The sequence below is a fragment of the Methylobacterium sp. J-092 genome (assembly GCF_022829325.1).
In the GTDB taxonomy this organism is placed as follows: Bacteria; Pseudomonadota; Alphaproteobacteria; order Rhizobiales; family Beijerinckiaceae; genus Methylobacterium.
Genome location: NZ_JAKSXU010000226.1, coordinates 19,831 through 42,031 on the forward strand (window position 1 = coordinate 19,831; position 22,201 = coordinate 42,031).

General features: G+C 74.0%; 19 protein-coding genes and 1 pseudogene. 9 read left to right on the top strand and 11 right to left on the bottom strand.

From position 1 onward, the window contains the following. Positions 1–245: 245 nt before the first annotated feature. The 3 genes from MKK60_RS28130 to MKK60_RS28140 all read right to left on the bottom strand — a co-directional run bounded on the left by MKK60_RS28130 (position 246) and on the right by MKK60_RS28140 (position 3,963). Entirely contained in the window at positions 246–2,600 is a 2,355-nt protein-coding gene (locus MKK60_RS28130; protein ID WP_243989350.1) for a Tex family protein, read from the bottom strand. A 36-nt stretch (positions 2,601–2,636) separates the two neighbouring features. Beyond that, positions 2,637–3,302: a chemotaxis protein CheB gene (locus MKK60_RS28135; RefSeq protein ID WP_243989351.1), complete on the bottom strand. Its 666-nt coding sequence runs from the start codon at positions 3,300–3,302 to the stop codon at positions 2,637–2,639. A gap of 97 nt (positions 3,303–3,399) precedes the next feature. Further along, positions 3,400–3,963 carry a TspO/MBR family protein gene (locus MKK60_RS28140; protein ID WP_243989352.1) on the bottom strand — a complete coding sequence of 188 codons (564 nt, stop codon included), beginning with the start codon at positions 3,961–3,963 and terminating at the stop codon, positions 3,400–3,402. Between the two features lie 196 nt (positions 3,964–4,159). On the opposite strand from MKK60_RS28140, the gene MKK60_RS28145 reads away from it, so the two are divergent. The 3 genes from MKK60_RS28145 (at position 4,160) to MKK60_RS28155 (ending at position 6,634) form a co-directional block, all read left to right on the top strand. Further along, positions 4,160–5,350 carry a trans-sulfuration enzyme family protein gene (locus MKK60_RS28145; RefSeq protein ID WP_147860269.1) on the top strand — a complete coding sequence of 397 codons (1,191 nt, stop codon included), beginning with the start codon at positions 4,160–4,162 and terminating at the stop codon, positions 5,348–5,350. A 106-nt stretch (positions 5,351–5,456) separates the two neighbouring features. Then, entirely contained in the window at positions 5,457–5,951 is a 495-nt protein-coding gene (locus tag MKK60_RS28150; RefSeq protein ID WP_147844330.1) for a hypothetical protein, read from the top strand. A gap of 8 nt (positions 5,952–5,959) precedes the next feature. Beyond that, on the top strand, positions 5,960–6,634 hold the full coding sequence (locus MKK60_RS28155) for a haloacid dehalogenase type II (RefSeq protein WP_243989353.1): 675 nt from the start codon (positions 5,960–5,962) through the stop codon (positions 6,632–6,634). A gap of 303 nt (positions 6,635–6,937) precedes the next feature. On the opposite strand, the gene MKK60_RS28160 is transcribed toward MKK60_RS28155, so the two are convergent. The 5 genes from MKK60_RS28160 to MKK60_RS28180 form a co-directional block, all read right to left on the bottom strand. Beyond that, a complete protein-coding gene (locus tag MKK60_RS28160) occupies positions 6,938–8,695 on the bottom strand; it encodes a carbamoyltransferase (RefSeq protein ID WP_147860266.1) in 1,758 nt (585 codons plus the stop codon). 44 nt (positions 8,696–8,739) lie between these two features. Continuing rightward, a complete protein-coding gene (locus tag MKK60_RS28165) occupies positions 8,740–8,943 on the bottom strand; it encodes a hypothetical protein (protein WP_147844666.1) in 204 nt (67 codons plus the stop codon). A gap of 169 nt (positions 8,944–9,112) precedes the next feature. Then, positions 9,113–9,346, bottom strand: a complete 234-nt coding sequence (locus MKK60_RS28170; RefSeq protein ID WP_147730013.1) for a hypothetical protein — start codon at positions 9,344–9,346, stop codon at positions 9,113–9,115. A 646-nt stretch (positions 9,347–9,992) separates the two neighbouring features. Continuing rightward, positions 9,993–10,994: a helix-turn-helix domain-containing protein gene (locus MKK60_RS28175; protein ID WP_243989354.1), complete on the bottom strand. Its 1,002-nt coding sequence runs from the start codon at positions 10,992–10,994 to the stop codon at positions 9,993–9,995. Positions 10,995–11,140: 146 nt separating this feature from the next. Then, on the bottom strand, positions 11,141–12,025 hold the full coding sequence (locus MKK60_RS28180) for a TIGR01459 family HAD-type hydrolase (RefSeq protein WP_243989355.1): 885 nt from the start codon (positions 12,023–12,025) through the stop codon (positions 11,141–11,143). A gap of 115 nt (positions 12,026–12,140) precedes the next feature. On the opposite strand from MKK60_RS28180, the gene MKK60_RS28185 reads away from it, so the two are divergent. Both MKK60_RS28185 and MKK60_RS28190 read left to right on the top strand, forming a co-directional pair. Then, positions 12,141–12,404 carry a UPF0175 family protein gene (locus tag MKK60_RS28185; protein WP_243989356.1) on the top strand — a complete coding sequence of 88 codons (264 nt, stop codon included), beginning with the start codon at positions 12,141–12,143 and terminating at the stop codon, positions 12,402–12,404. A gap of 289 nt (positions 12,405–12,693) precedes the next feature. Next, positions 12,694–12,858: pseudogene (locus MKK60_RS28190) on the top strand (DUF3368 domain-containing protein); the annotation flags it as partial. Positions 12,859–12,946: 88 nt separating this feature from the next. On the opposite strand, the gene MKK60_RS28195 reads toward MKK60_RS28190, so the two are convergent. Next, positions 12,947–14,371, bottom strand: a complete 1,425-nt coding sequence (locus MKK60_RS28195; RefSeq protein ID WP_243989374.1) for an EAL domain-containing protein — start codon at positions 14,369–14,371, stop codon at positions 12,947–12,949. Positions 14,372–14,681: 310 nt separating this feature from the next. Between MKK60_RS28195 and MKK60_RS28200 the strand changes: the two genes are divergently transcribed. Continuing rightward, positions 14,682–14,900, top strand: coding sequence for a heavy-metal-associated domain-containing protein (locus MKK60_RS28200; RefSeq protein WP_147729049.1), 219 nt, complete (start codon positions 14,682–14,684; stop codon positions 14,898–14,900). A gap of 198 nt (positions 14,901–15,098) precedes the next feature. Continuing rightward, positions 15,099–16,772 (top strand): formate--tetrahydrofolate ligase, encoded by a 1,674-nt coding sequence (locus MKK60_RS28205; RefSeq protein WP_243989357.1) that lies wholly within the window; start codon positions 15,099–15,101, stop codon positions 16,770–16,772. Positions 16,773–16,895: 123 nt separating this feature from the next. Here MKK60_RS28205 and MKK60_RS28210 read toward each other — a convergent pair whose 3' ends face one another. Then, the gene (locus MKK60_RS28210) at positions 16,896–17,666 is read right to left on the bottom strand and encodes a restriction endonuclease (protein ID WP_147860280.1); all 771 of its coding nucleotides are present in this window, start codon (positions 17,664–17,666) and stop codon (positions 16,896–16,898) included. 291 nt (positions 17,667–17,957) lie between these two features. Continuing rightward, a complete protein-coding gene (locus MKK60_RS28215) occupies positions 17,958–18,449 on the bottom strand; it encodes a MucR family transcriptional regulator (RefSeq protein WP_279593397.1) in 492 nt (163 codons plus the stop codon). A 666-nt stretch (positions 18,450–19,115) separates the two neighbouring features. Here MKK60_RS28215 and MKK60_RS28220 point away from each other — a divergent pair. Together MKK60_RS28220 and MKK60_RS28225 are read left to right on the top strand one after the other, a co-directional pair. Further along, positions 19,116–21,761, top strand: coding sequence for a bifunctional acetate--CoA ligase family protein/GNAT family N-acetyltransferase (locus MKK60_RS28220; RefSeq protein ID WP_243989358.1), 2,646 nt, complete (start codon positions 19,116–19,118; stop codon positions 21,759–21,761). A gap of 12 nt (positions 21,762–21,773) precedes the next feature. Further along, the gene (locus MKK60_RS28225; RefSeq protein WP_243989359.1) at positions 21,774–22,148 is read left to right on the top strand and encodes a helix-turn-helix domain-containing protein; all 375 of its coding nucleotides are present in this window, start codon (positions 21,774–21,776) and stop codon (positions 22,146–22,148) included. Positions 22,149–22,201: the final 53 nt, after the last annotated feature.

Consider the following 22,201-nt stretch of genomic DNA (forward strand, 5'->3'; position numbering starts at 1 on the left):
AGGACGCGGAATCATCGACCATCCGCGACCTCGCCCTGCGCAAGCTTAGCTGCCGGCGCACGGCTTGTCACCCTCATAACCCGTTGGCTCTCCAGCGGTATCCGCCTGCATGGATGCCGCCGCGATCGCACCGCCGGCCAAGCTCGGCCGTTCTCCGATCCGCTTTACGAGAATTCCGTTGCCGCGGCAACGGTTTCGCGGGGCCGGCGTCCCGGAGGCCTCCCATCCCGTGCGGGCCTCCCATCTCAGGAACGTCCGCGTCCCTGCGCGGTCGCCGCCCGGCGCAACGCGTCAGCGAGGGCCCCCCCCGATTCCGGCGCCGGCGCGGCGGCGGATCGCGGCGCGGGCCCGCGCGTCGACGCCGCGCGCTCCTGGCGTGCCTGGTCCTGGCGTGCCTGGTCTTGGCGCCCCTGCTCGCGGCGCGCCGGCCGCTCGCCGTCCTCCGCGCGCATGCTCAGGGCGATGCGCTTGCGCGCCGGGTCGACCTCGACGACGCGGACCTGCACCACGTCGCCGGGCTTCACCACCTCGCGTGGGTCCTTCACGAAGCGGTCGGCGAGCACCGAGATGTGCACCAGCCCGTCCTGATGCACCCCGACATCGACGAAGGCGCCGAACGCGGCCACGTTGGTGACGACGCCCTCGAGCCGCATGCCGGGCTTCAGGTCCGCGATCGTCTCGACGCCGTCCTGGAAGGTCGCGGTGCGGAAGGCCGGGCGCGGGTCGCGGCCGGGCTTCTCGAGCTCGGCGATGATGTCGCCGATCGTCGGCAGGCCGAAGGTGGCGTCGACGAATGCCCGCGGGTTCAGCGCCCTGAGCACGCCCCCATTGCCGATCAGGGCGCCGATCGGCTGGCCGGTGGCGGCCAGGATCTTCTTCACCACCGGATAGGCCTCCGGGTGCACGCCGGAGGCGTCGAGCGGATCGCTGCCGCCGCGAAGCCGCAGGAAGCCGGCGGCGAGCTCGTAGGCCTTCGGCCCGAGGCCGGCGACCTTCCTCAGCGCGGCGCGCGAGCGGAACGGGCCGTTGGCGTCGCGGTGCACGACGATGTTGGCCGCCACCCGCTCGCTCAGCCCCGAGACCCGGGCGAGCAGCGGCGCGGAGGCCACGTTGACGTCGACGCCGACGCCGTTGACGCAATCCTCCACCACCGCGTCGAGCGAGCGCGACAGCTTCCCCTCGGCAAGATCGTGCTGGTACTGCCCGACGCCGATCGCCCGCGGCTCGATCTTCACGAGCTCGGCCAGCGGGTCCTGCAGCCGCCGCGCGATCGAGACCGCGCCGCGCAGGGTCACGTCGAGGCCCGGCAGCTCGGCCGAGGCGTAGGCCGAGGCCGAGTAGACCGAGGCGCCGGCCTCCGAGACCATCACCTTGGTCAGCGTCAGCTCCGGGTGCTTGCCCAGCAGCTCGGCGGCCAGCCTGTCGGTCTCGCGCGAGGCGGTGCCGTTGCCGATGGCGATCAGCTCGACCCGATGCGCGCGGCACAGCTTGGCCAGCGTCGCCAGGGCGCCGTTCCAGTCGCGCCGCGGCTCGTGCGGGAAGATCGCGTCGGTGGCCACGACCTTGCCGGTGGCGTCGACCACCGCGACCTTCACGCCGCTGCGGAAGCCCGGATCGAGCCCGAGCGTCGGCCGCGCGCCGGCGGGCGCGGCCAGCAGCAGGTCGCGCAGGTTGCCGGCGAAGACCGAGATCGCGCCGGCTTCCGCCACCGCCCAGAGCCGGGCCCGCAGGTCCGTGTCGATCGCCGGCTTCAGCTTGGTCCGCCAGGTCTTGCGCACCGTCTCGGTGAGGAAGCGGTCGCCCGGCCGTCCGCGCTCGGCGATGCCGAAGGTCTGGGCGATCCGCGCCTCCTGCCAGCCCGGCCGGCCGGGCGGCGGCGTCTCGGCGTCGGTGAGGTCGAGATCGAGCACCTCCTCCTTCTCGCCGCGGAACAGCGCCAGGATCCGGTGCGAGGGCAGGCGGGCGAGCGGCTCCTCGAATGAAAAGTAGTCGGCAAACTTCTGCCCGGGCGCGGCCTTGCCCTTGCGCACCGAGGCGCGCATCCGCCCGCGCCGCCAGGTCTCCTCGCGCAGGCCGCCGACCAGCTCGGCATCCTCGCCGAAGCGCTCGATCAGGATCGCGCGGGCGCCCTCCAGGGTCGCCTCGACGTCGGGGAAGCCGTCCTTGCCCGAGAAGCTCTTCGCCGCCTGCTCGGGCGCCTGGTCCGGCCGCGCCAGCAGCACCTCGGCGAGCGGCCCGAGCCCGGCCTCGCGGGCGATCTGCGCCTTGGTGCGGCGCTTGACCTTGAACGGCGCGTAGAGGTCCTCGAGCCGCGCCTTGGTCTCGGCCGCCGCGATCTTCCGGGCGAGGTCCGCATCGAGCTTGCCGAGGGCCCGGATCGCGTCCTGCACGGCGGCGCGGCGCTCCTCGAGGTCGCGCAGGTAGCCGAGGCGCTCCTCCAGGGTGCGCAGCTGCGCGTCGTCCAGCGCCCCGGTCGCCTCCTTGCGGTAGCGGGCGACGAACGGCACCGTCGCGCCGCCGTCGAGGAGGTCGACCGCCGCCCTCACCTGCGCCTCGGCGACGCGGAGCTCGGTGGCGATGCGCTGCGTGATGCCGATCATCCGGTCGCGTCCTGCAGATGGCGTGGGGCGCGGTGTCTAACCCGGATGGGGGAGGGGGGCCAGAGCGGGCGCGGCCGGCGCGCGGGCCGGCTCCGCCTGCGGCGCCGCCTCCCCCGCGATCCCCGGAGGATCGTCCGCCGCGATCGCCGCGGCGATCGTCCTCGGGCTGCCGATCGTGGCGATCGGGCCGTCGCGAGCGATCGCGCTCTCGGGCATGCCGTGGCGGGGCGGCGGCTCGGGCGTGAGCACCATGGTGAGCCCGCCGGCGCGATGGATCGCGGCGAGCCCGCGGGCGCCGCCGTCGAGGGAGCCGGACAGCACCACGCCGATCATCCGCCCGCGGCCGTGCCGGGCCACGGAATGGAAGAGCAGGTCGACCGTGCGGTTGCTGTGCAGCCGCATCGGGTCGGCGACGATCTCGCCGAAGCTGCGGTCGGCCAGGATCGGGTGCCGGGCCGGCTCGCCGATGTCGATGCGGCCCGGCTCGAAGCGTTCGCCCGCGTCCGCGATCAGGACCGGGTGCGGGCAGGCCTGCGCCAGGATCGCGCGGAGGTGGCTCGGCCGGTCCCAGGGGCGGAGCAGCACGAGGAGGACGGCCCGGAGCGGCGCCGGGAGGGCGACGAGGAGCGCCCGGATGTCGCGAAGGCCCTCGGCCCCGGAGGCGCCGACGCCGACGAACCGGGGCCAGTCACCGGCGGGCATGGGCGCACGGCAGCATCGGGCCGGGCCCGGGCGCCACGCCGGACGGCGAGAATTTTTTGGCCCCACGGTCCGGGGCATGGGGTGCCGGCGCGCCGCGTCAGTTCAGCCGCCAGATCGCCGCGTTGAGGAGGCTCGCGAAGGCGACCCAGGCGGCGTAGGGCAGCAGCAGGGCCGCCGCGATCCGGTCGATCCGCCAGCTCAGGCGGATCGACCACAGGATCATCACGAGGAGGGCCGCCACCACCACCAGACCGGCACCCAGCGCGTGGCGGGCGAAGAACACCGGCGTCCAGGCGGCGTTGAGCGCGAGCTGCACGCCGAAGGCGGCGATCGCCAGCCACCAGCCCCGGCGCGACGGGCCGGTGGCCGGGCGGGCGCCGAGCAGGCGCCAAGCTGAGACGACCATCAGCACGTCGAGGATCGTCCAGGCGATCGGGAAGGCCGCGTTCGGCGGGTTGAAGGCGGGCTTGGCGAGGCCGGCGTACCACCCGTCGATCTCGGGGGCCGTCGACAGCCCGCCGATGAGCGAGGTCGCCCCCACCGGCAGGATCGCGGCGGGCAGGCGCAGCCACCTGGGAAGGGCCGGGCGGATCGGAACCCGCGGCGGCGAGGCTTGCGTGGACGAGGCCTGCGTGGACGCGGCGCGGCTGGCGGTCTGCATGGACGAAACCCGACGGGGACCTCGGAGGCGGCCCCGGCCCGGATCGTGGCAGCCGCGGCGTTCGGAGGCTATAGGAAACCCGCGCGTCTTCCTCCCCTCGTGCGGGGAAGGGACGATGAAGGGAAGGGAAGGGACGCGGCGCGAGCCGCATCCGGACCGTCGAACGATCTCCCGCCACGCAACATCGGACGCGGCCATGACCTCACGCAACCCGACGGACGACGCCGACCCTCGCGCCGCCGGATGGTCGAAGCGGACGCTCGCCGCCCAGGCGATGGGGCATGTCGAGCCGGTGACCCGCGCGGTGGTGGCGCCGCTGCACGTCTCGACCACCTTCATCCGCGACCCTGACAACGGCTATTCCTCCGGCTTCTCCTACGCGCGGCCCGACAACGCGACGGTGCGCGAGGCGGAAGCCGTGCTGGCGATGCTGGAGGAGGCGCCGGCCGCGATGCTGTTCGGCTCCGGCATGGCGGCGGCGACGGCGGTGTTCGGCGCGCTGGAGCCCGGCGACCACGTGGTCGCGCCGGCGGTGATGTACTGGGCCCTCAAGCGCTGGCTGCGCGAGGAGGCGCCGCGGCGCCGGCTCGACCTCGATTTCGTGGCGATGGACGACCTCGACGCCCTGCGCGCCGCGATGCGGCCGGGCCGGACCAAGCTCGTCTGGATCGAGACTCCTGGCAACCCGCTCTGGACGGTCACCGACATCGCCGCCGCGGCCGAGATCGCCCATGCGGCCGGGGCGCGGCTGGCGGTCGACTCCACCGTCGCCTCGCCGTTCCACACCCGGCCGCTGCGGCTCGGCGCCGACCTCGTCATGCATTCCGGCACCAAGATCCTGAACGGCCATTCCGACGTGATCGCCGGCGTGCTCGCCACCGCCGCCCGCGACGCCGCCTGGACCCGGATCGGCGCGATCCGCGCGAGCGGCGGCGCGATCCTCGGGCCGTTCGAGGCCTACCTCTTGATGCGGAGCCTGCGCACCTTCCCCCTGCGCGCCGCCGCGCAATCGGCCGGCGCCCTCGACCTCGCGGGCCGCCTCGCCCGGCACGCCCACGTCGCCCGGGTGCTCTATCCGGGGCTCCCCGAGGATCCGGGCCACGCGGTCGCCGCGCGGCAGATGGACCAGGGGTTCGGGGCGATGCTGTCGATCCGGGTGGCCGGGGGCGAGGCCGCGGCGATCGCCACCGCCGCGCGCGTGCGCCTGTGGAAGCGCGCGACCTCGCTCGGCGGCGTCGAGAGCCTGATCGAGCACCGCGCCTCGGTCGAGGGACCGGGCACGCCGTGCCCGCCCGACCTGCTGCGCCTCTCGACCGGGCTCGAGGACCCCGACGACCTGTTCGCCGACCTCGACGCGGCGCTCCGGGCCGCCCACGCGGGCCCCTGAGCGTGGCGGGCTCGGATTCCTGTCCCGCGGGCGGGACCCTCCGGCGTGCCGCGCGTTGTGCCTCACAGCTTCCGAGCATCCCACGCCGAGAGACGACGAGCGGACCATGACGACACGCATCCTTGCCGGCGCCGCGCTCACCGGGGCCCTGGCGCTCGCCCTCCTCGCCGCACCGGCGGCTTCCACCGCCGCGCGGGCCGACACGGTCCCGAACCTCGACATCAAGAAGACCTGCCAGTCGGCGAGCCGGGCCAACGTCAGCGTCAGCGACAACGCCAACATCGAGGGCTGCCTGCGCTCGGAGCGGGACGCGAAGAAGGAGGCCGAGCGCCGCTGGGGCGACTACACGCCCTCGGCCAAGCGCCAGTGCGAGGACCAGTACAAGGCCGGCGGCTACCCGTCCTACGTCGAGATGGTGACCTGCCTCGAGCTCGCCAGCGGCACGGTGCCGACCCAGCCGAATTCCGGCGGCACCGCCACCGGCGGTCCCGGCGCGCCGGGCGGCAAGGCGGCCCCGCAGGAAGCGGGAAGCCAGAACCTCACGCGCGAGCCGGCCGCGAGCCAGCGCACCAACCCGATCGAGGTGCTCGAGAAGAAGTAGCGCCCGCGATGTCGGAAAGACCGCTTCTCGCCGGCCGCCGCGCCGTGGTGTTCGACGCCTACGGCACCCTGTTCGACGTGCATTCGGCGGTGCAGCGCCATGCCGACGCCGTCGGGCCGGCGGCGTCGCGGCTGTCGGAGCTGTGGCGGGTGAAGCAGCTCGAATACAGCTGGACCCTGTCGCTGATCGGCCGCACCGCCCCGTTCTGGCAGCTCACCGAGCGGGCCTTGGACTTCGCCCTGGCGAGCCACCCGGACGTCGACGTGGGCCTGCGCGACCGGTTGCTCGACGCCTATCGCGACCTCGACGCCTACGGGGAGGTGCTGGGCGTGCTGGAGCGTCTGCGCGCGCGCGGCCTGTCCACCGCCATCCTCTCCAACGGCGACGACGCCATGCTCGGCCGCTCGGTCGCCTCGGCCGGCCTCGCGTCCCGCCTCGACGCGGTGCTCTCGGCCGACGCGGCCGGCGTCTTCAAGACCCATCCGCGCGCCTACGCCGTGGCGCTCGACGCCCTCGGCGTGCCCGCCGAGGCGGTGCTGTTCTGCTCCTCGAACCGCTGGGACATCGCCGGCGCCACCGCCTTCGGCTTCGCCTGCGCCTGGATCAACCGCACGGGGAAGCCGGACGAGTACGCCGACCTCGCGCCGGTGGCGGTGCTGTCGGATCTCGCGGGCTTGTTCTGAGGCGGGGCGTCGGCTCCCCCATCTCACCTGGATCGCATGGGGTGCGGGTTCCCCTCTCCCCGCACGCGGGGAGAGGCCCGGCTGCACCTCGTCGTGCAGCCGGGAAGCGCAGGCGAAGCCGAAGCGGCGGTGAGGGGAAGGCACCGGACGAGGCTCCGCCGTCGAAGCCCCCTCACCGTCGGCTGCCGCCTCGCCGCGCCGACGACGGGGTCGTCGCGGCCCTCTCCCCGCGTGCGGGGCGAGGGGATGCGCGCGGGGCGCACCGCCATGGTCCTGTAAGGCTCCCGCGCGTCGACCGACCCCTCACTTCACCACGATCCAGTCCTCCACCACCAGGGCGTCGAGGCCGGTGGTGGTGAACATCAGGATCGCGTCCTCCGCCGTGTGGAGGATCGGCTTGCCCATCACGTTGAAGCTGGTGTTGAGCAGGATCGGCACGCCGGTGATCTCGGCGAAGGCGGCGATCAGCGCGGCGTAGGCCGGGTTGCGCGCCGGCGTCACGCTCTGGAGCCGGCCGGTGCCGTCGGCGTGCACCACCGCCGGGACCTGGTCGCGCTTGGATTCGCGCCAGACCAGGGTGCGCTCCATGTACGGGCTGTCGGCGTAGGCCTCGAACCAGTCGGGGCCGGCCTCGGCCAGGATCGAGGGGGCGAAGGGCCGGAAGGCCTCGCGGTACTTCACCTTGGCGTTGAGCGCGTCCTTCGCGCCCGCCGGCCGCGGGTCGGCGAGGATCGAGCGGTTGCCGAGCGAGCGCGGGCCGAACTCGGCCCGGCCCTGGACCCAGCCGACGAGGCCGCCGGCCGCGAGGATCCGCGCCGCCTCCCGGGTCGCCGCCGCATGGCCGACCTTGCGCGCGCGCGGCTCCCACTCGGCCAGCCGCTCCATCGGCGCGGTCGAGACGCGCGAGCCGAGATAGGGGGTGAGCGGGCGCGCCTCCGGCGCCGGCCCGGTCCAGCCTGGGTTGTCGGCGGCGTAGGCGAGCCAGGCCGCGCCGACGGCGTTGCCGTCGTCGCCCGGCGCGGACGGCACGTGCAGGCGGGAAAAGCTCGAGCGCTCGAGCACCCGCCCGTTGTAGGAGGAGTTGAGGCCGCAGCCGCCGGCGATCACCAGGTTCTCGTGCGGGCTGAGCGCCCAGGCCTCGGCGACGAGGATGTCCATCAACTCCGAAAACACCTCTTGGCCGCTCCTGGCGAGATCGGCCCAGCCGGCCTCGCCGAGATCGGCCGGGCGGCGGCTCAGGATCGTCGCGACCACGTCGCGCACGGTGGCGTCGTCGGTGAACTTCAGGCGGCCGCCCTCCGCCGTGTACAGGCGGCGCAGCTGCGCGACGAGCGCGGGATCGGAGCGGCCGTAGGGCGCGAGCCCCATGATCTTCCATTCCTCGCCCTTGAGCTGGTCGAAGCCGGCGAGGTCCGTGACGAGCCCGTAGAGGAAGCCGACCGAGCCGCGGCCGCGGTGGCGCCGCACCTCGGCGATGCGGCCCGCCTCCATCCGGTAGAGCGCGGCCGCGCCGGTCTCGCCCATGCCGTCGACGATCACCGCGGTCGCGTCCGAGAACGGGCTGCCCCACAGGGCGTAGGCGGCGTGGGTGAGGTGGTGGGGGAAGCGGTCCTGCCGCACGATCCGCGCGCGCGCCGCGCCGCCCCGGCCCCGCGTCTCCTGGTCGAGGGCCAGCAGCGTGCCGTAGCCGGCGCGCGCCTGGGCGATCGCCATCTCGGCCACGAAGATGCGCTCGGCGCGCTCGGGCACGAACGAGCGGTTGAGCACCGGCGCGTGCCGGCCCAGGGCTTCGAGGGTGAAGGCGCCGGTGCGCCCCTGCCCCTCGAGGAACTCGGTGAATTGCTGGCCCCAGGTCGAGGCGACGACGAGCTCGGAGCCTTCCGGCACGAGCTCGGCGAGCAGCCCGACCATGCGGGTGGCCGGGTCCGGCTCGCAGTTCGGGGCGCGCTTGTATTGCAGGAAGCGCTCGGCGCCCTCGGCGAACAGGACCGTGCCGTCGGGCCCGATCAGCGCGAGCGCCGGGTCGTGGAAGGTGGTGGCGAGGCCGAGATAATACCGCATCGCGGATCGGGTTAGCGCCGCGGCGCCGACCCGGCAACCTCCCGTCAGGCGCGCTGCGCCCGCTCCAGCCGGCGGGCGAGGCGGGTCGCGCCGTAGACCTCGCCGAGGCGCCGGCGGGCGGCGTGGACGGGAGGCGCCTCGCGCTCGGCATGGGCGGCGGCGATCACCCGCAGCGTCGCGGCGACGGAGCGCTCCAGGCGCTGCTCGTCGTGGGCCTTCACGGCGCGGGCCGGCACGGATTCGGTCATCGGGATGCCCCCTCGTGGTCCCGCCCTCGTCCGGACGGCGACCGTCGGCGACAGCATCCGGGGCGGGCTGGGCCGCAAGATGGCAGCTTGGCCGTAACCTGGCCGCTTGGCCCCGAGTCGGCCGCTCGATCATAAGGTGACGGCTTGGCCGCGGGAGCCGCCGCCGGCCTCAGGGCGCGGCGGAGGCCTCCTGCGCCCGCACGACCTCGCGGGCGGTGTCGAGCACGATCCGGCGGTCCGCGTCGCTGCGGATCGCGTCCCATAGCGTCAGCAGCTCCCGGGTTTCCTGGGCCGGGCAGCCGCCTTCCCGGGTGCTCACCAGCTCCTCGACGGTGCAGCCCAGGGCCGTGGCGATGCGCTTCAGCGTCTGAGCGGTGCGCTCCGACGGCAGGAGTTCTGTCATGCGTCGATCTCGATGGGGCATCGGCATCACGCGGCCCGGCGTGCGTGGGACGGCGCGGAAGGCCGGCATGCGGCAGGCCGGGTCGGGCGCCGGCCCGCGCCCGGGCGACCCGGCCGGTGCGCGGGTTGCATCGTGCGCCGGCCGCGGGGGGGCATGCCGGCGCCTGCGGTCGGACCGGGCGTCGTCACGGCCGCATCGCGATCCGCCGGCGGACGAGCCGGGATCGTCTTGCGGGTGCAGGCATCGTTGTTCGCAAGATCCAGCATGCGGGTTCCCGTGCGACGCGCTCGAGGTGCGTAGGATAATCGATCTATAAGTTACAGTGTATTTTGAATAAATACCTTACAAAGACCGTTCGCTATATATTCGGCAGCTCCGATCCGGCGACGATGCAGGATTTGGACCTACCTTCGAGACCGCCGATCGATGAGAGACCGGATATCGAATCCAAAATGGGATCGAAGTTGCACTCACATACGTTGGTATCCTGTTTTAAACTAGAAGTGTCAAATTCGCGCGATATTTATACTGTCTTGCGCTATATTGATAGCCAGCCCGGATAGGGCCCCGGCGCTCGGCCGGCAGGCCTCCGCATCCGGGCCCGCGGCCCCGAAGCGCCGCGGGCCCCTCACCGCCCGGGGCGCATTCAGCGCGGCCGGCCGGCGTCGCGCCGGGTCTCGGACGGCGCGCAGCCGTACAGCCGCCGGTAGCGCTGCCCGGAGTCGCTCATGTGGACGAACCCCCACCGCGCCGCGACCTCGGCGATCGAGAGCGTCGCGCCGCCGCGCGCGGTCAGGTCGTGGTGGACCTTCCGCAGGCGGCGATCGATGATGAACTGCACCGGCGTCTGCCCGATCGCCTGCCGGAACCTGTCCTGCAGCGAGCGGACGCTGATCCCGGCCGCGGTCGCGATGTCGGCCAGCGTCAGCGGGTCGGACAGGTGCGCCTCGATGTAGTCGAGGGCGGCGCGGATGCGCCGGAGCGGCACGTCCTGGCTCTCCTGCGGCGCCGGCATGTCCCGCTTCGGCCAGACCGAGAGCAGCTGGTAGCTCAGGATCTCCTGGATCAACGGGACGATCAGGTTCCCGCGCCGGCTCGGTCCGTGGCTGTGCGCATGGATCTGCCGCAGGGTGCAGAACAGCATCTGCACGCCGGGGGGCGTCATCGCGGCGATCGGCGCGAGCGGCGCGAAGCCGCGGTCGCCGCCGCCCGTCAGCGCCGCGTTGGCGGCCATCAGGGCGGCGACCGGGATCGTCCCGCTGATGGCGCCGAACCCGCTCGAGGCCTGGACCTCGCGCAGGTCCTCGAAGCCGACCAGCGTGGCGTGGGAGGGCAGGCCGATGGCCTCGCCGGCCCGGTAGCGGTAGGCGATGCTGCCGCTCGTGACGAAGCGGATGGTGACGAGGTCGGCGTCGAATTTCGGCTTGGTGACGAATCCGCTCGCCGAGGTGGTCTCCCACAGGCTGAAGGTCTCGCTCTGGCTGCCGGCGATGCGGATGTCGGGCGCCGCCGAGCGCAGGATGTCGAAGTTGACGGCGATGCCGCCGCGATCGTTGAACAGCTGGAGCTGCCGCAGCGAGCCGATGCGCGCGACGATGCGGTCCTGGGAGCGCAAGGCCGCCGGATCGCGCTGGGCGAGACCGCTCATCCGAGGGGCCTGACCGATCGGGGCGGCGTGGAAGCGGGGCGGCGCATCGTCGGGCAACTCGAAGTGGGGATCGGCTGTGCCGCCGGGGCGATCGACCGCCCCGAAACCGCGCGCCGCCGTGCGAGGGCCGTGCCGCGGCCGGCGGGCTACCAGGCGAGCCGCTCGATCACCGCGTCGGGCTGCACCGGCTGGCGCGCGAGCCAGGCGGCGACGTCGCCGAGGGTGTGGTGGGCGGCCGAGACGCCGAGCTCCTCGGCGTGGATGCCGCGGGCGACGAGCAGGCTGGCGATGCCGAACCCGCGCGCGCCGGCGATGTCGGTGCGGATCGCGTCGCCCACCGCCAGGACGCGGGCGGAATCGGGCGCGGCGCCCGCGTCGAGGCCGGCGGCGAGCGCGAGCGCGGCCTCGTAGACCGGCCGGTGCGGCTTGCCGGCATAGGTCACCGCGCCGCCGATCGCGGCATAGGCCTCGGCCAGCAGGCCGGCGCAGGGGATGAGCAGGCCGTCGCGCTCGACCACGAGGTCGGGGTTGGCGCAGATCATCGGCACGTCGCGGGCCCTCAGCGCGGCCAGCGTCGCCCGGTAATCCTCGGCCGTCTCGGTGGCGTCGTCGAACAGGCCGGTGTTGACCACGAGATCGCAGGCGTCGGCCGGCACCAGCGTGAGGTCGAGCCCCTCGAAGATCGGGCCGTCACGCTCCGGGCCGAGATGGTGGATCCGCGCGCCCGGCCGCCGGGCGATCAGCTCGCGGGTGAGGTCGCCCGAGGTCAGGATCGCGTCGTAGGCGGCGCGCGGCACGCCGTAGCCGTCGAGGATGCGCTGCACGCCGGCCCAGGGGCGGGGCGCGTTCGAGACCAGCACCACCCGGCGCGGGCGCGGGCCGGGCCGCTCGCGGAAGGCGATCAGCGCCGCGCCGGCGGCGGTGTGGGCGCGGGTGCCGTCGTGCAGCACGCCCCAGACGTCGCACAGGATCAGGTCGTAGGCATCCGCGATGCCGGACAGGCCGGGCAGCGTCGGGATCGGATCGGGCATCGGCGGTCTCGGGCGGATCTGTCGGGGAAGGCGCCGGCCGGGTTAGGCGCGCCGGCCGGGGTTGGCAATCGCGCGGGGCTTTGCGGGATCGGGCGACCCGGCGTAGCCTCGCGGCATGAACGTGACGGTCCCGATTCCCGACGACCTCGCCCGCCGCCTCGCCGCGGATGGCGGCGACCTCGCGCGCCGCGCGCTGGAGGCCTTCGCGGTCGAGGAGTTTCGCGCCGGGCGGCTGACGCCCCCCGAGTTGCGCACGCTGCTCGGGTTCGGCACCCGCGCGGCGCTCGACGCCTTCCTCAAGGCCCGCAACGTCTTCGTCGACGACGACCTCACCGACCCGGACGACGACCGCCGCGATCTCGACCGCCTCGGCCTGTGATCCGTTGCGTGCCGTCGCCGATGCCGGGCCGATCCATCATCTCGTGCTGATCGACCGGATCGCGGTGCTGCCGACGCTGCTGGCCGGGGTCGCGACCCCCGACACGGTATGCCGGGAGTGGCGCCATCCCGAAGCTCCCGCGGCCGTGCGACGCTGGATGTCGGCGCCGCCGGCCTGGCTCGCGGTCGAGCCCGATCCGGTCGGGTCGGACCCGTCGCTCGGGCCACTGGATGCCGGGGAACGGGAAGCCATCCGGCTGGCGACGGCGCCCGGGGCGGACCTGATCCTCATGGATGGCCGTGCCGGCGCCGCCGCCGCCCGGGCCAGGGGGGGCGCCGTCACGGGCACGCTCGGCATCGTCGACCTCGCCGTGCGGCGCGGCCTCCTCGATGTGCACGATGCCGTTTCACGGCTCCGGGCGACCAATTTCCGCTGCCGCCCGGCGCTGTTCGAGGCCCTGCTCGCCCGGCATCCTCGCCCCTGGCACGGCTTCTCCCCGATCTGCCATCCCGAAGGGACCCTCCGGATCGGGTACGACCCCTCTAGCTCGCCCGGCGCAGGAAGGCCCGGAACGGGCGGCGCTCCGGCGTCGGCTCGGGCGGGTCGTCCGGGGTCGGGGGGGCGGAGGGGACCGGCGGGGCCTGCGCGGCGAGCACGTCGGCCCGCACCGGGCGCGGCGGGGCGAAGACCGGCCCTTGCGCGAACGGCACGTCGAGGTCGATCAGGTCGGGCACGTCGGATTCGGCCGCGACGTCGGTCGCGACCAGGCGGATGCCGGCCCGCGCGAGCGCGGTGACGAGGTCCTCGATCGCGATGTCCGACAGGCTGCGCCGGGCCGGGCCGGGGCGCAGCAGCAGGCCGGCCGGGACCTTGACCTGGCCGACGCCGTAGCCCGCGAGCGCCGCGGCGTCGAAGCGCAGGTCCGCCGGCCGGTCGAGGGTGAAGCCGACCCGGCCCTTGAGCGCGGCGACGGCGCCGGCCTGCTCGGCGTCGAGGTTGCGCCAGCTCGCCTGCGGCAGGGCGACGACGAGGCGGCCGGCCAGGGCCGGCTCGGCCGCGACCAGCCGCGCGATCCCGCGCAGGAACCCGGGCTCGTAGAGCGAGAGCGGCGACAGGCCGTAGGCCACCGCCGCCTCGCTGCCGCGGCCGACGAGGTGGCGGGCGATGGTGGCGACCCGCTGCAGCATGCGCCGGTCGAGCTCGGTCGAGCGGCCGTGCCGCTCCAGCACCGGCAGGAACGCTTCCGGCGTCAGCACCGCGCCGGCGAGCCTCAGGCGGGCCAGGGCCTCGTAGGACGCGACCTTGCGCTGCGGCAGCGTCACCAGCGGCTGGAGGTGGACCTCGAGGCCGTCGCCGTCGAAGGCCGCGATCACCGCCTCGTCCTCGGTCGAGCCCCGGGCGGCCGCGTCCGCCCGGGGCAGGGCGCGCGGCGGGAAGAGGCGCGGCACCGGCATCGGCGCCGGCTCGGGCTCCGGCGCCGCGGGCGGCACGTAGACCGGCGGCTGAACCGAGGCGGGGGCCGGCGCGTAGGCGGGGGCCGATGCGAAGACTTGGGCCGGCGCGAAGGTTGGGGCCGGCGGCGGTTCCGGGGCGGGCGCCGGCTTCGAGGCGGCCAGGTCGGCGGCCTGCTGCTTCAGCCGCGCGACCTCGCCGTCCTGCGTGCCGACCACGGCCGCGAGGTCGCGCACGATGCCGCTGAGCAGGCCGATCTCGACGGTCAGCTCCTCGACGTCGCGCGGCAGCCCGGCCTGCGCCGGATCGGCCCGGCCGGCCGCCTCGGCCTTGAGCAGGCGCTTCGACAGGGTGTCGAGCTCGGCCGAGAGCTTGTCGCAGCGTGCCTTCAGCCCGCTCGCGCGGGCATGGGCCGCGAGCGCGCCGAACGCGGCGAGCCCCCCGAGCGCGAGCGCGCCGACCGTGGGCATCAGGGCGGCGAGCGGCGCGAGCGCAACGAGGCCGAGCAGACCCATCGACCACAGGCCCGCATGCCGGCCGATCCTCCGGGCTGTGGGTCGGTTCGCCACGGGTGCCTTCTTGCCTGGATTCGGGGGGAGCCCGGGCCTGCCTGATCGGGGCCGCGGAGCCCTTTTGTCGCCGAGGGCCCGCGGGGCCGCAAGCGCGCAGGTGAGCCGGCGCGGCGGTTTTCCGCGAGTGTGACATCCGGAAGTTTCTTCGCCCGCTTGCGGCTTCGCGCGCCCAATCCTCGCCCTGCTCCGCCCTTGCCGCGCCCGGCCCGGCGCCCGAGATCGGTGGCAGGCGATCGATCGACGGAGCGACGGCATGGACGCGCAGGGCGAACTTCTGATGCGGGTCGAGGGCATGACCTGCGGCGGGTGCGAGGCGTCGGTGCGCCGCATCGTCCAGCGGATCGATCCGGCGGCGGAGGTCGCGGTCGACCGGGCGCACGAGCGCGTCGCGATCCGGACCTCGGCCCAGAGCCTCGTGCTGGCCGAGGCGCTGACCAAGGCCGGCTACACCGCCACCGCGATGACCGGCTGAAGGCGCGCCAAATCGAATTTGTCGGCGCAGCGAATAATTTCGACGCGCTTTTCGACCGGAGCTGACGCAAAATGTCGGAATCGGCCGGGCGTTGCGCTTGGTCTTGCGCCCGTCGCACGGCACAACGCCGGCTTGAACGGACGTCGCGGACAAAACCGGACGCCACACGACGCCCTCGTGCCAAAGGTTGAGGAAACCATGCCCTCCGACATCGAGATCGCCCGCGCGGCGACGTTGCAGCCGATCGCGCAGGTCGCCGAGAAGCTCGGCATCCCCGACGACGCCCTGCACAATTACGGCAAGCACATCGCCAAGCTCGATCACGGCTTCATCGGCGGGCTCGAGGGCAAGCCCGAGGGCAAGCTGATCCTCGTCACCGCGATCTCGCCGACCCCGGCGGGCGAGGGCAAGACCACGACGACGGTCGGCCTCGGCGACGCGCTGAACCGCATCGGCCGGAAGACCATGATCTGCCTGCGCGAGCCCTCGCTCGGGCCCTGCTTCGGCATGAAGGGCGGCGCGGCCGGCGGCGGCAAGGCCCAGGTCGTGCCGATGGAGCAGATCAACCTGCACTTCACCGGCGACTTCCACGCCATCACCTCGGCGCACGCGCTCGCCGCGGCGCTGATCGACAACCACGTCTACTGGGCCAACGAGCTCAACATCGACGTGCGCCGCATCCACTGGCGCCGGGTCGTCGACATGAACGACCGGGCTTTGCGCGCGATCACCCAGTCGCTCGGCGGCGTCGCCAACGGGTTTCCGCGGGAAGACGGCTTCGACATCACCGTGGCCTCCGAGGTCATGGCGGTGTTCTGCCTCGCCAAGGACCTCGCCGACCTCGAGGAGCGCCTCGGCCGCATCGTCGTCGCCGAGACCCGCGACCGCAAGCTCGTGACCCTGAAGGACGTCAAGGCCACCGGCGCGATGACGGTGCTGCTGAAGGACGCGCTGCAGCCGAACCTGGTGCAGACGCTGGAGGGCAACCCGGCGCTGATCCACGGCGGCCCCTTCGCCAACATCGCTCACGGCTGCAACTCGGTGATCGCCACCCGCGCCGGCCTCAGGCTCGCCGACTACACCGTGACGGAAGCCGGCTTCGGCGCCGACCTCGGCGCGGAGAAGTTCCTGGACATCAAGTGCCGGCAGGCCGGCCTGTCGCCGTCCGCGGTGGTCATCGTCGCGACGGTGCGGGCGCTGAAGATGCACGGCGGGGTCAACAAGAAGGACCTCGGGGCCGAGAACGTCGACGCCCTCGAGAAGGGGTTCGCCAACCTGGCGCGCCATGTCGCCAACGTGCGCGGCTTCGGCCTGCCGGTGGTGGTGGCGGTCAACCACTTCCACGCCGACACCGATGCCGAGCACGCCAAGCTGCGCGACCTCTGTCGCGAACGCCTCGACGTCGAGGCGATCACCTGCAAGCACTGGGCGGAGGGCGGCGCCGGCGCCGAGGCCCTGGCCCATGCGGTGGTGGCGCTCTCCCAGGGCGCGCCGAAGCCGATCGCCTACACCTACGAGGCCGAGGCCAAGCTGTCGGACAAGGTCAAGGCGATCGCGACCAAGCTCTACGGCGCCGCCGACATCCAGATCGAGTCCAAGGCTCAGGCTAAGCTCGCCACCTTCGAGAAGGACGGCTACGGCCACCTGCCGGTCTGCATGGCCAAGACCCAATACTCGTTCTCGACCGACCCGACCCTGATCGGCGCCCCCGAGGGCCACGTGGTCGCGGTGCGCGACGTGCGCCTCTCGGCCGGGGCCGGCTTCGTCGTGGTGATCTGCGGAGAGATCATGACCATGCCGGGCCTGCCGCGGGTGCCGGCCGCCGACACGATCCGCCTCGACGCGAACGGCCAGATCGACGGGCTGTTCTAGGGGCGCACGCGACGCGTCTTTCCCTCCCCCGCACCCAAGTCGGGCCTGCCCGACTTGGGCACACGGGGTGCGGACCTCGGGCAAGCCCGAGATCCGTCGGGGGAGGGAAGAGGAGAAGAGCCGTCAGCCCCGCGCGGCCAGGACGGTCCGCATCGGGCGCAGGTCGTCGAGATCGTCGTGGTGCAGCAGCAGCACGTCGGTGGCGGCGGCGAGCTTGCGGGCGGCGGGGGTGAAGCCGGCATTCGTGACCACGGCGGCCATGTCGCCGGACCAGTAGCGGGCGGCGGCGGCCGCCTCCTGCACCGCGGCGTTGCCGACCGGGCGGCCGTAGCGCTTGCACTGGACGACGAGGCGGGTGCGGCCCTGCTCGGCGACGATGTCGGCGCCCTGGTCGCCGCTCGCCGGGGTCGGGTGCGTGCGCCAGCCGGCACGCTCGAGCCGCGCGGCGCAGAACCGCTCGTAGGGCACGCCCTCCTCGGGCGCCGCGTCGTCCTCGGGCAGGTCCACCGCCTCGGCCACCGCCTCGACGATGGACAGGATCGTGTCCGCCCGCGCCGCGCACAGGTCCGCGAAGCCGCGCGCGGTCAGGTCCGGCACCACGGTGCGCGCGACGAAGTAGTCGCGCTCGCGCAGCCAGCCGTCGACGATGCGGTTGCCGTAGGCGTCGACGAAGCTTTCCTGCCGGCGGCGCAGGGCGAGCGTCCGGGCGTGGCGGCGGGCGAGCTTGCGCACCCGGGCGCGGAAGCGCCGGGGCCGCCCGAGATGGCGCAGCAGGACGAGGCCGAGCGCCGCGCCCGAGAGCAGGAGGCCGCCGCGCCCGTACCGGAGCGACAGGCCGCCGCCGACCACCGCGATCCAGAACAGGCGGGCGACGAGGCTGGGCTGGCCGGGCATGAACGACGCCTCACGCGGCCGGCCCCACCGGCCGGCTCCTCGCCGACAGCCATCGCACCCGGCGATGCCCGATCCCTGAATCGGCCCGGCGAGCGCCGCGGAAAGCTGTGGATTTCCCGGGGGCGGGCGCCCGCGAGCGGATCGCGTCGCGCTGTCCGGCTCCCCCTCCCGGAGGAGAGGGCCGGGGCGAGGGGCATGACCCACCCGGACGGGTCGTGCCCCGCAACCCGCCCGTCTCCCACGGGGGACGGGACGCGGGTTCTGCCGGGCCCGACCGGGAGAACCCGGCGATCAGCCCTCGGCGGCGCTGCGGCCTCGGCTGCGGCGCGGGGCCGAAGCGGCGGCCGCCTCGGGCGCGGCCTTGCCGCGGGTCTTGCGACGCTGCTGGCCGAGGCCCATCGTCTTGGCGAGCTCGGAGCGGGCGGCGGCGTAGTTCGGCGCGACCATCGGGTAGTCGGCCGCCAAGTTCCACTTGGTGCGATACGCGTCGGGGGTCATGTCGTAGCGCGTGCGCAGGTGGCGCTTCAGCGACTTGAACTTCTTCCCGTCCTCCAGGCAGATGATGAAGTCCGGCGTGACCGAGCGCTTGATCGAGACCGCGGGCGTCGGCGGCTCGACCTTCTCGGCGGCGGCGCCGTTCCCCAGCTGGGCCAGCGTCGTGTGCACCGAGACGATGAGCCCGTTCAATTCCGGGACCGGAACGGAATTCTTGCTCACGAAGGCCGACACGATCTCTGCCGCCAGAGCGATGTAATCCGGTTCCATGCCGTTGTCGTTCATCATCGATCGTTCCCCGGTCCGACTTCCCTCGACACGTCCGACGTCAACGCAGCCCAAGGGTTGGGAAATTTTCAGCTGACGCCAGCTTGTTCAGGCAAGGCGGCTATGATGTCTAACATCTCAACGCAATGCGCAAGGTCTGTTTCCGTTCGATTAAACTTGATGGAAAGGCTTCCAACACAAAAAAACGAGTGTAGCGCCGCACCCGGAGTCCAGTCCGACCCCCTGCGGCGCTGGTGTCCAATGGCGGAGCCGGTCGTCGAGACGGCCGGAGCCTTCGCGGATTCGGTATTAGTCGCCTGCTTTTCCGTCCCGGCGCGCCAATACCCTCGTTCGATTCCGGCCTCGGGCTTGAAAACTTCGTTGTGTCCGCAACGAGATCGCGAGCGATCCTGCGCGGGCGGCGGCGGAGCGGCCAGGGCCTGCCCGTGCTCCCGAGCCGCCGGTCCGCGCGGCCGCACCCGCGCGACCGGTCGTGCCGCCGCGCGCGCCGACATGAGGACTTGCCCTGGCGCGGGTTGCTCTGTTGAAGAGGCGGGCGCACCGGACGATTGGCCCGCCCCCGTCGATTCGCGACCGGGCGGGCAGACGAGAAGGATCGCATGATGCCGATGGACCGGCCGTGACCGCCTTCCGCCGGGCGGCCGGCCCCCCGCTCGGAGGCCCCGCGTGAGCACCTACCGCTTCGAGGCCCTGCTCACCCCGCGCTCGGTCGCCGTGGTCGGCGCCGGCGCCCGCGCCGGCTCGCTCGGGCGCGCGGTGTTCGACAAGATCCGCGCGGGCGGCTTTCCCGGGCCGGTCCACCCGGTCCACCCGCAGGATGCCGAGGCCGACGGCGTGGCCTGCGTGGCGCGGATCGCCGACCTGCCGGCGGTGCCCGACCTCGCCGTGGTGGCGAGCCCGCCCGAGAGCATCCCCGGGATCGTCGCGGAGGCCGGGCGGGCGGGCGTGCGCGCCGCGATCCTGCTCACCGCCGGCCTCGGCACCGAGCCGGACGATCCCGGCCCGCGCGCGGCGCGGATCGCGCGGGAGCACGGCCTGCGCCTGCTCGGGCCCGACAGCGCCGGCCTCGCGGTGCCGGGCCACCGGCTCGACGCCAGCCTGCTCGCCCGCGCGCCGCGGGCGGGCGACCTCGCCCTGGTCTCGCAATCGGGCACGGTCGCCGGGGCGATCGTCGAGTGGGGCGCCCGGCACGGGGCCGGGTTCTCGGCGGTGATGGCGCTCGGCAGCGCCTGCGACGTCGACATCGCCGACTGCCTCGACCACTTCGCCAACTGCCTGCGCACCCGGGCGATCCTGCTGTGCCTCGACGGGGTGTCGGACGCCCGCCGCTTCATGTCCGCCGCCCGCGCCGCCGCGCGCACCAAGCCGGTGGTGATCCTGCGCGCCGGCCGCCATGCCCGCGACGGGCGGAACCCCGAGACCCATACCGGCGCCCTGGCCCGGCCCGACGCGGTCTACGCCGCCGCGTTCCGCCGGGCGGGCCTGCTCGCGGTCGAGGATCTCGACGCGATGTTCTCGGCCGCCGAGACCCTGTCGCACCAGCGCCCGTTCGCGGGCAAGCGCCTCGCGATCCTCACCAACGGCCGCGGCATCGGCCTGCTCGCCGCCGACCGGCTCGCCGACCGCGGCGGCGTCCCGGCGGACGGGCCGGTGGTCGATCTCGGCATCACCGCCGACGGGCCGGCCTACGCCGCCGCCCTCGCGCCGATGCTGGCCGACCATGCCGGCGACGCGGTGCTGACCGTCCACGTCCCCACCGCCCGCTCGGACGCGGCCGCGGTGGCGCAGGCCGTCGCCGACACGGTGACGCGGGCGCGGCGCGGGCAGGCGCGCAAGAAGCCGGTCTTCGCGGTGTCCCACGGCGAGGCGGCCGCGGCGATCCTGGCCGGCGCCGGCATCCCGCACTTCGCCACCGATTCCGAGGCGATCGAGGGCTTCCTGCACCTGGTGCGCTACCGCGAGGCGCAGGACGACCTGATGCGCACGCCGGATTCGCTGCCGCGCGACTTCTCGCCCGACACCGCGGCCGCCGAGGCGATCGTCGCCGCCGCCCTGCGGCAGGGGGCGGCGTGGCTCGATCCGGTCGCGGTCGCCGGCCTGCTCGCGGCCTACGGCATCGAGACCGTGCCGCTGACGCTCGCCCCCGACATCGACGCGGCGGCGGCGGCCGCCTGGACGATCATCGCCGCCGGCGGCACGGTGGCGCTGAAGGTCGTCTCGCCCGACGTGGTGCACAAGTCCGACATCGGCGGCGTCCACCTCGACCTCACCAGCGAGCAGGACGTCCGCGACGCCGCGCGGAAGATCCTGGTGCGCGCCCGGCGCGAGCGGCCCGATGCCCGGGTCACGGGGTTCGCCGTGCAGCCGATGGTGCGCAAGGGCCAGCGCCGCGAGCTGATCGCGGGACTCGCCGAGGATCCGGTCTTCGGGCCCGTGGTGGTGTTCGGCCGCGGCGGCACGGCGGTGGAGGTGATCGACGACCGGGCCCTCGGCCTGCCGCCCCTCGACCTCGCGCTCGCCGACGACCTCATCGGCCGCACCCGCGTCGCCCGGCGGCTCGCCGCCTATCGCGACGTGCCGGCGGTCGACCGCGGCGCGATCGCGCTGACGCTGGTGAAGCTCGCCCAGCTCGCCGCCGACCTGCCGGACGTGCGCGAGCTCGACATCAACCCGCTGCTCGCCGACGCCGACGGCGTCGTCGCCCTCGACGCCCGGGTGCGCCTGCGCGCCAGCCCGCGCCGGGCCGGCGGCCATCCGCGCTTCGCGATCCGGCCCTATCCCGCCGAATGGGTGCGGGCGCTGACGCTGAAGGGCCGGGCGATCGCCGTGCGCCCGGTGCGGCCCGAGGACGAGCCGCTGTTCCGGGCCTTCTTCGCCACGATCGACCCGGAGGACGTGCGGCTGCGCTTCTTCGCCCCGGTGCGCGACTTCAGCCACGCCTTCCTCGCCCGCCTGACCCAGCTCGACTACGCCCGCGCCATCGCCTTCGTCGCCCTCGACGAGACCGAGGCGGGCGCCGGCGAGGGGGCGAAGCGCATGCTCGGGGCGGTGCGCCTGCACGCCAACGCCGACGGCACCAGCGGCGAGTACGCGATCCTCGTCCGCTCCGAGGCCCGCGGCACCGGCCTCGCGCTCGCCCTGATGCGGCTCATGCTCGACTGGGCGCGCTCGGAGGGCATCGGCACCGTCGAGGGCACGGTGCTCGCCGAGAACCGCGCGATGCTCGCCGTGTGCCGCCGCCTCGGCTTCTCGCAGAGCCGCGACCCGGACGACGTCGGCGTGGTGAAGGTGCGGCTGGGGTTGCGGGGGTGAGGGGAGACGGCCATGACTCGTACATCGGCTCGCACATCGGCTCGGACATCGCTGACGGACCTCCTCGCGTCGCCGCCGGACATCGACCGCGCGCGCATCCTGGCGACGACGGAAGCGGAGATCCGCGCGCAGGCCGTCGCCGACGGCGACGACCCCGATGCGGAGGCCGAGGGCTACCGGCTGGTTCCGCCTCCCCACGACCTGCGGCGGACCCTGGGCCTGACGCAGGCCGCTTTCGCCGCCCTGCTCCGGGTTCCGATCGGGACGGTGCGGAACTGGGAACAGGGCCGCACGCCACCCGATCCCGCGGCGCGCACGCTGCTGGCCCTGGTGGCCGCAGATCCCGCCCATGCGCTGCAGGTGCTCGGGACGCCGCGGGCGCCATGAAAAAAGCCCCGCCTCCTCATCGGAAGCGGGGCCGCATCTCGCGTCACGCGTAA

What these genes read in the sequence shown, in the direction of transcription:
- MKK60_RS28210 (WP_147860280.1), bottom strand. Translation starts at nt 17,666, where the DNA reads ATGCCCGGCCAGCCCAGCCTCGTCGCCCGCCTGTTCTGGATCGCGGTG.
- MKK60_RS28225 (WP_243989359.1), top strand. Translation starts at nt 21,774, where the DNA reads ATGACTCGTACATCGGCTCGCACATCGGCTCGGACATCGCTGACGGAC.
- MKK60_RS28135 (WP_243989351.1), bottom strand. Translation starts at nt 3,302, where the DNA reads ATGCCCGCCGGTGACTGGCCCCGGTTCGTCGGCGTCGGCGCCTCCGGG.
- MKK60_RS28170 (WP_147730013.1), bottom strand. Translation starts at nt 9,346, where the DNA reads ATGACAGAACTCCTGCCGTCGGAGCGCACCGCTCAGACGCTGAAGCGC.
- MKK60_RS28195 (WP_243989374.1), bottom strand. Translation starts at nt 14,371, where the DNA reads ATGGGTCTGCTCGGCCTCGTTGCGCTCGCGCCGCTCGCCGCCCTGATG.
- MKK60_RS28165 (WP_147844666.1), bottom strand. Translation starts at nt 8,943, where the DNA reads ATGACCGAATCCGTGCCGGCCCGCGCCGTGAAGGCCCACGACGAGCAG.
- MKK60_RS28155 (WP_243989353.1), top strand. Translation starts at nt 5,960, where the DNA reads ATGTCGGAAAGACCGCTTCTCGCCGGCCGCCGCGCCGTGGTGTTCGAC.
- MKK60_RS28180 (WP_243989355.1), bottom strand. Translation starts at nt 12,025, where the DNA reads ATGCCCGATCCGATCCCGACGCTGCCCGGCCTGTCCGGCATCGCGGAT.
- MKK60_RS28215 (WP_279593397.1), bottom strand. Translation starts at nt 18,449, where the DNA reads ATGATGAACGACAACGGCATGGAACCGGATTACATCGCTCTGGCGGCA.
- MKK60_RS28145 (WP_147860269.1), top strand. Translation starts at nt 4,160, where the DNA reads ATGACCTCACGCAACCCGACGGACGACGCCGACCCTCGCGCCGCCGGA.
- MKK60_RS28160 (WP_147860266.1), bottom strand. Translation starts at nt 8,695, where the DNA reads ATGCGGTATTATCTCGGCCTCGCCACCACCTTCCACGACCCGGCGCTC.
- MKK60_RS28185 (WP_243989356.1), top strand. Translation starts at nt 12,141, where the DNA reads ATGAACGTGACGGTCCCGATTCCCGACGACCTCGCCCGCCGCCTCGCC.
- MKK60_RS28205 (WP_243989357.1), top strand. Translation starts at nt 15,099, where the DNA reads ATGCCCTCCGACATCGAGATCGCCCGCGCGGCGACGTTGCAGCCGATC.
- MKK60_RS28200 (WP_147729049.1), top strand. Translation starts at nt 14,682, where the DNA reads ATGGACGCGCAGGGCGAACTTCTGATGCGGGTCGAGGGCATGACCTGC.
- MKK60_RS28175 (WP_243989354.1), bottom strand. Translation starts at nt 10,994, where the DNA reads ATGAGCGGTCTCGCCCAGCGCGATCCGGCGGCCTTGCGCTCCCAGGAC.
- MKK60_RS28140 (WP_243989352.1), bottom strand. Translation starts at nt 3,963, where the DNA reads ATGCAGACCGCCAGCCGCGCCGCGTCCACGCAGGCCTCGTCCACGCAA.
- MKK60_RS28150 (WP_147844330.1), top strand. Translation starts at nt 5,457, where the DNA reads ATGACGACACGCATCCTTGCCGGCGCCGCGCTCACCGGGGCCCTGGCG.
- MKK60_RS28130 (WP_243989350.1), bottom strand. Translation starts at nt 2,600, where the DNA reads ATGATCGGCATCACGCAGCGCATCGCCACCGAGCTCCGCGTCGCCGAG.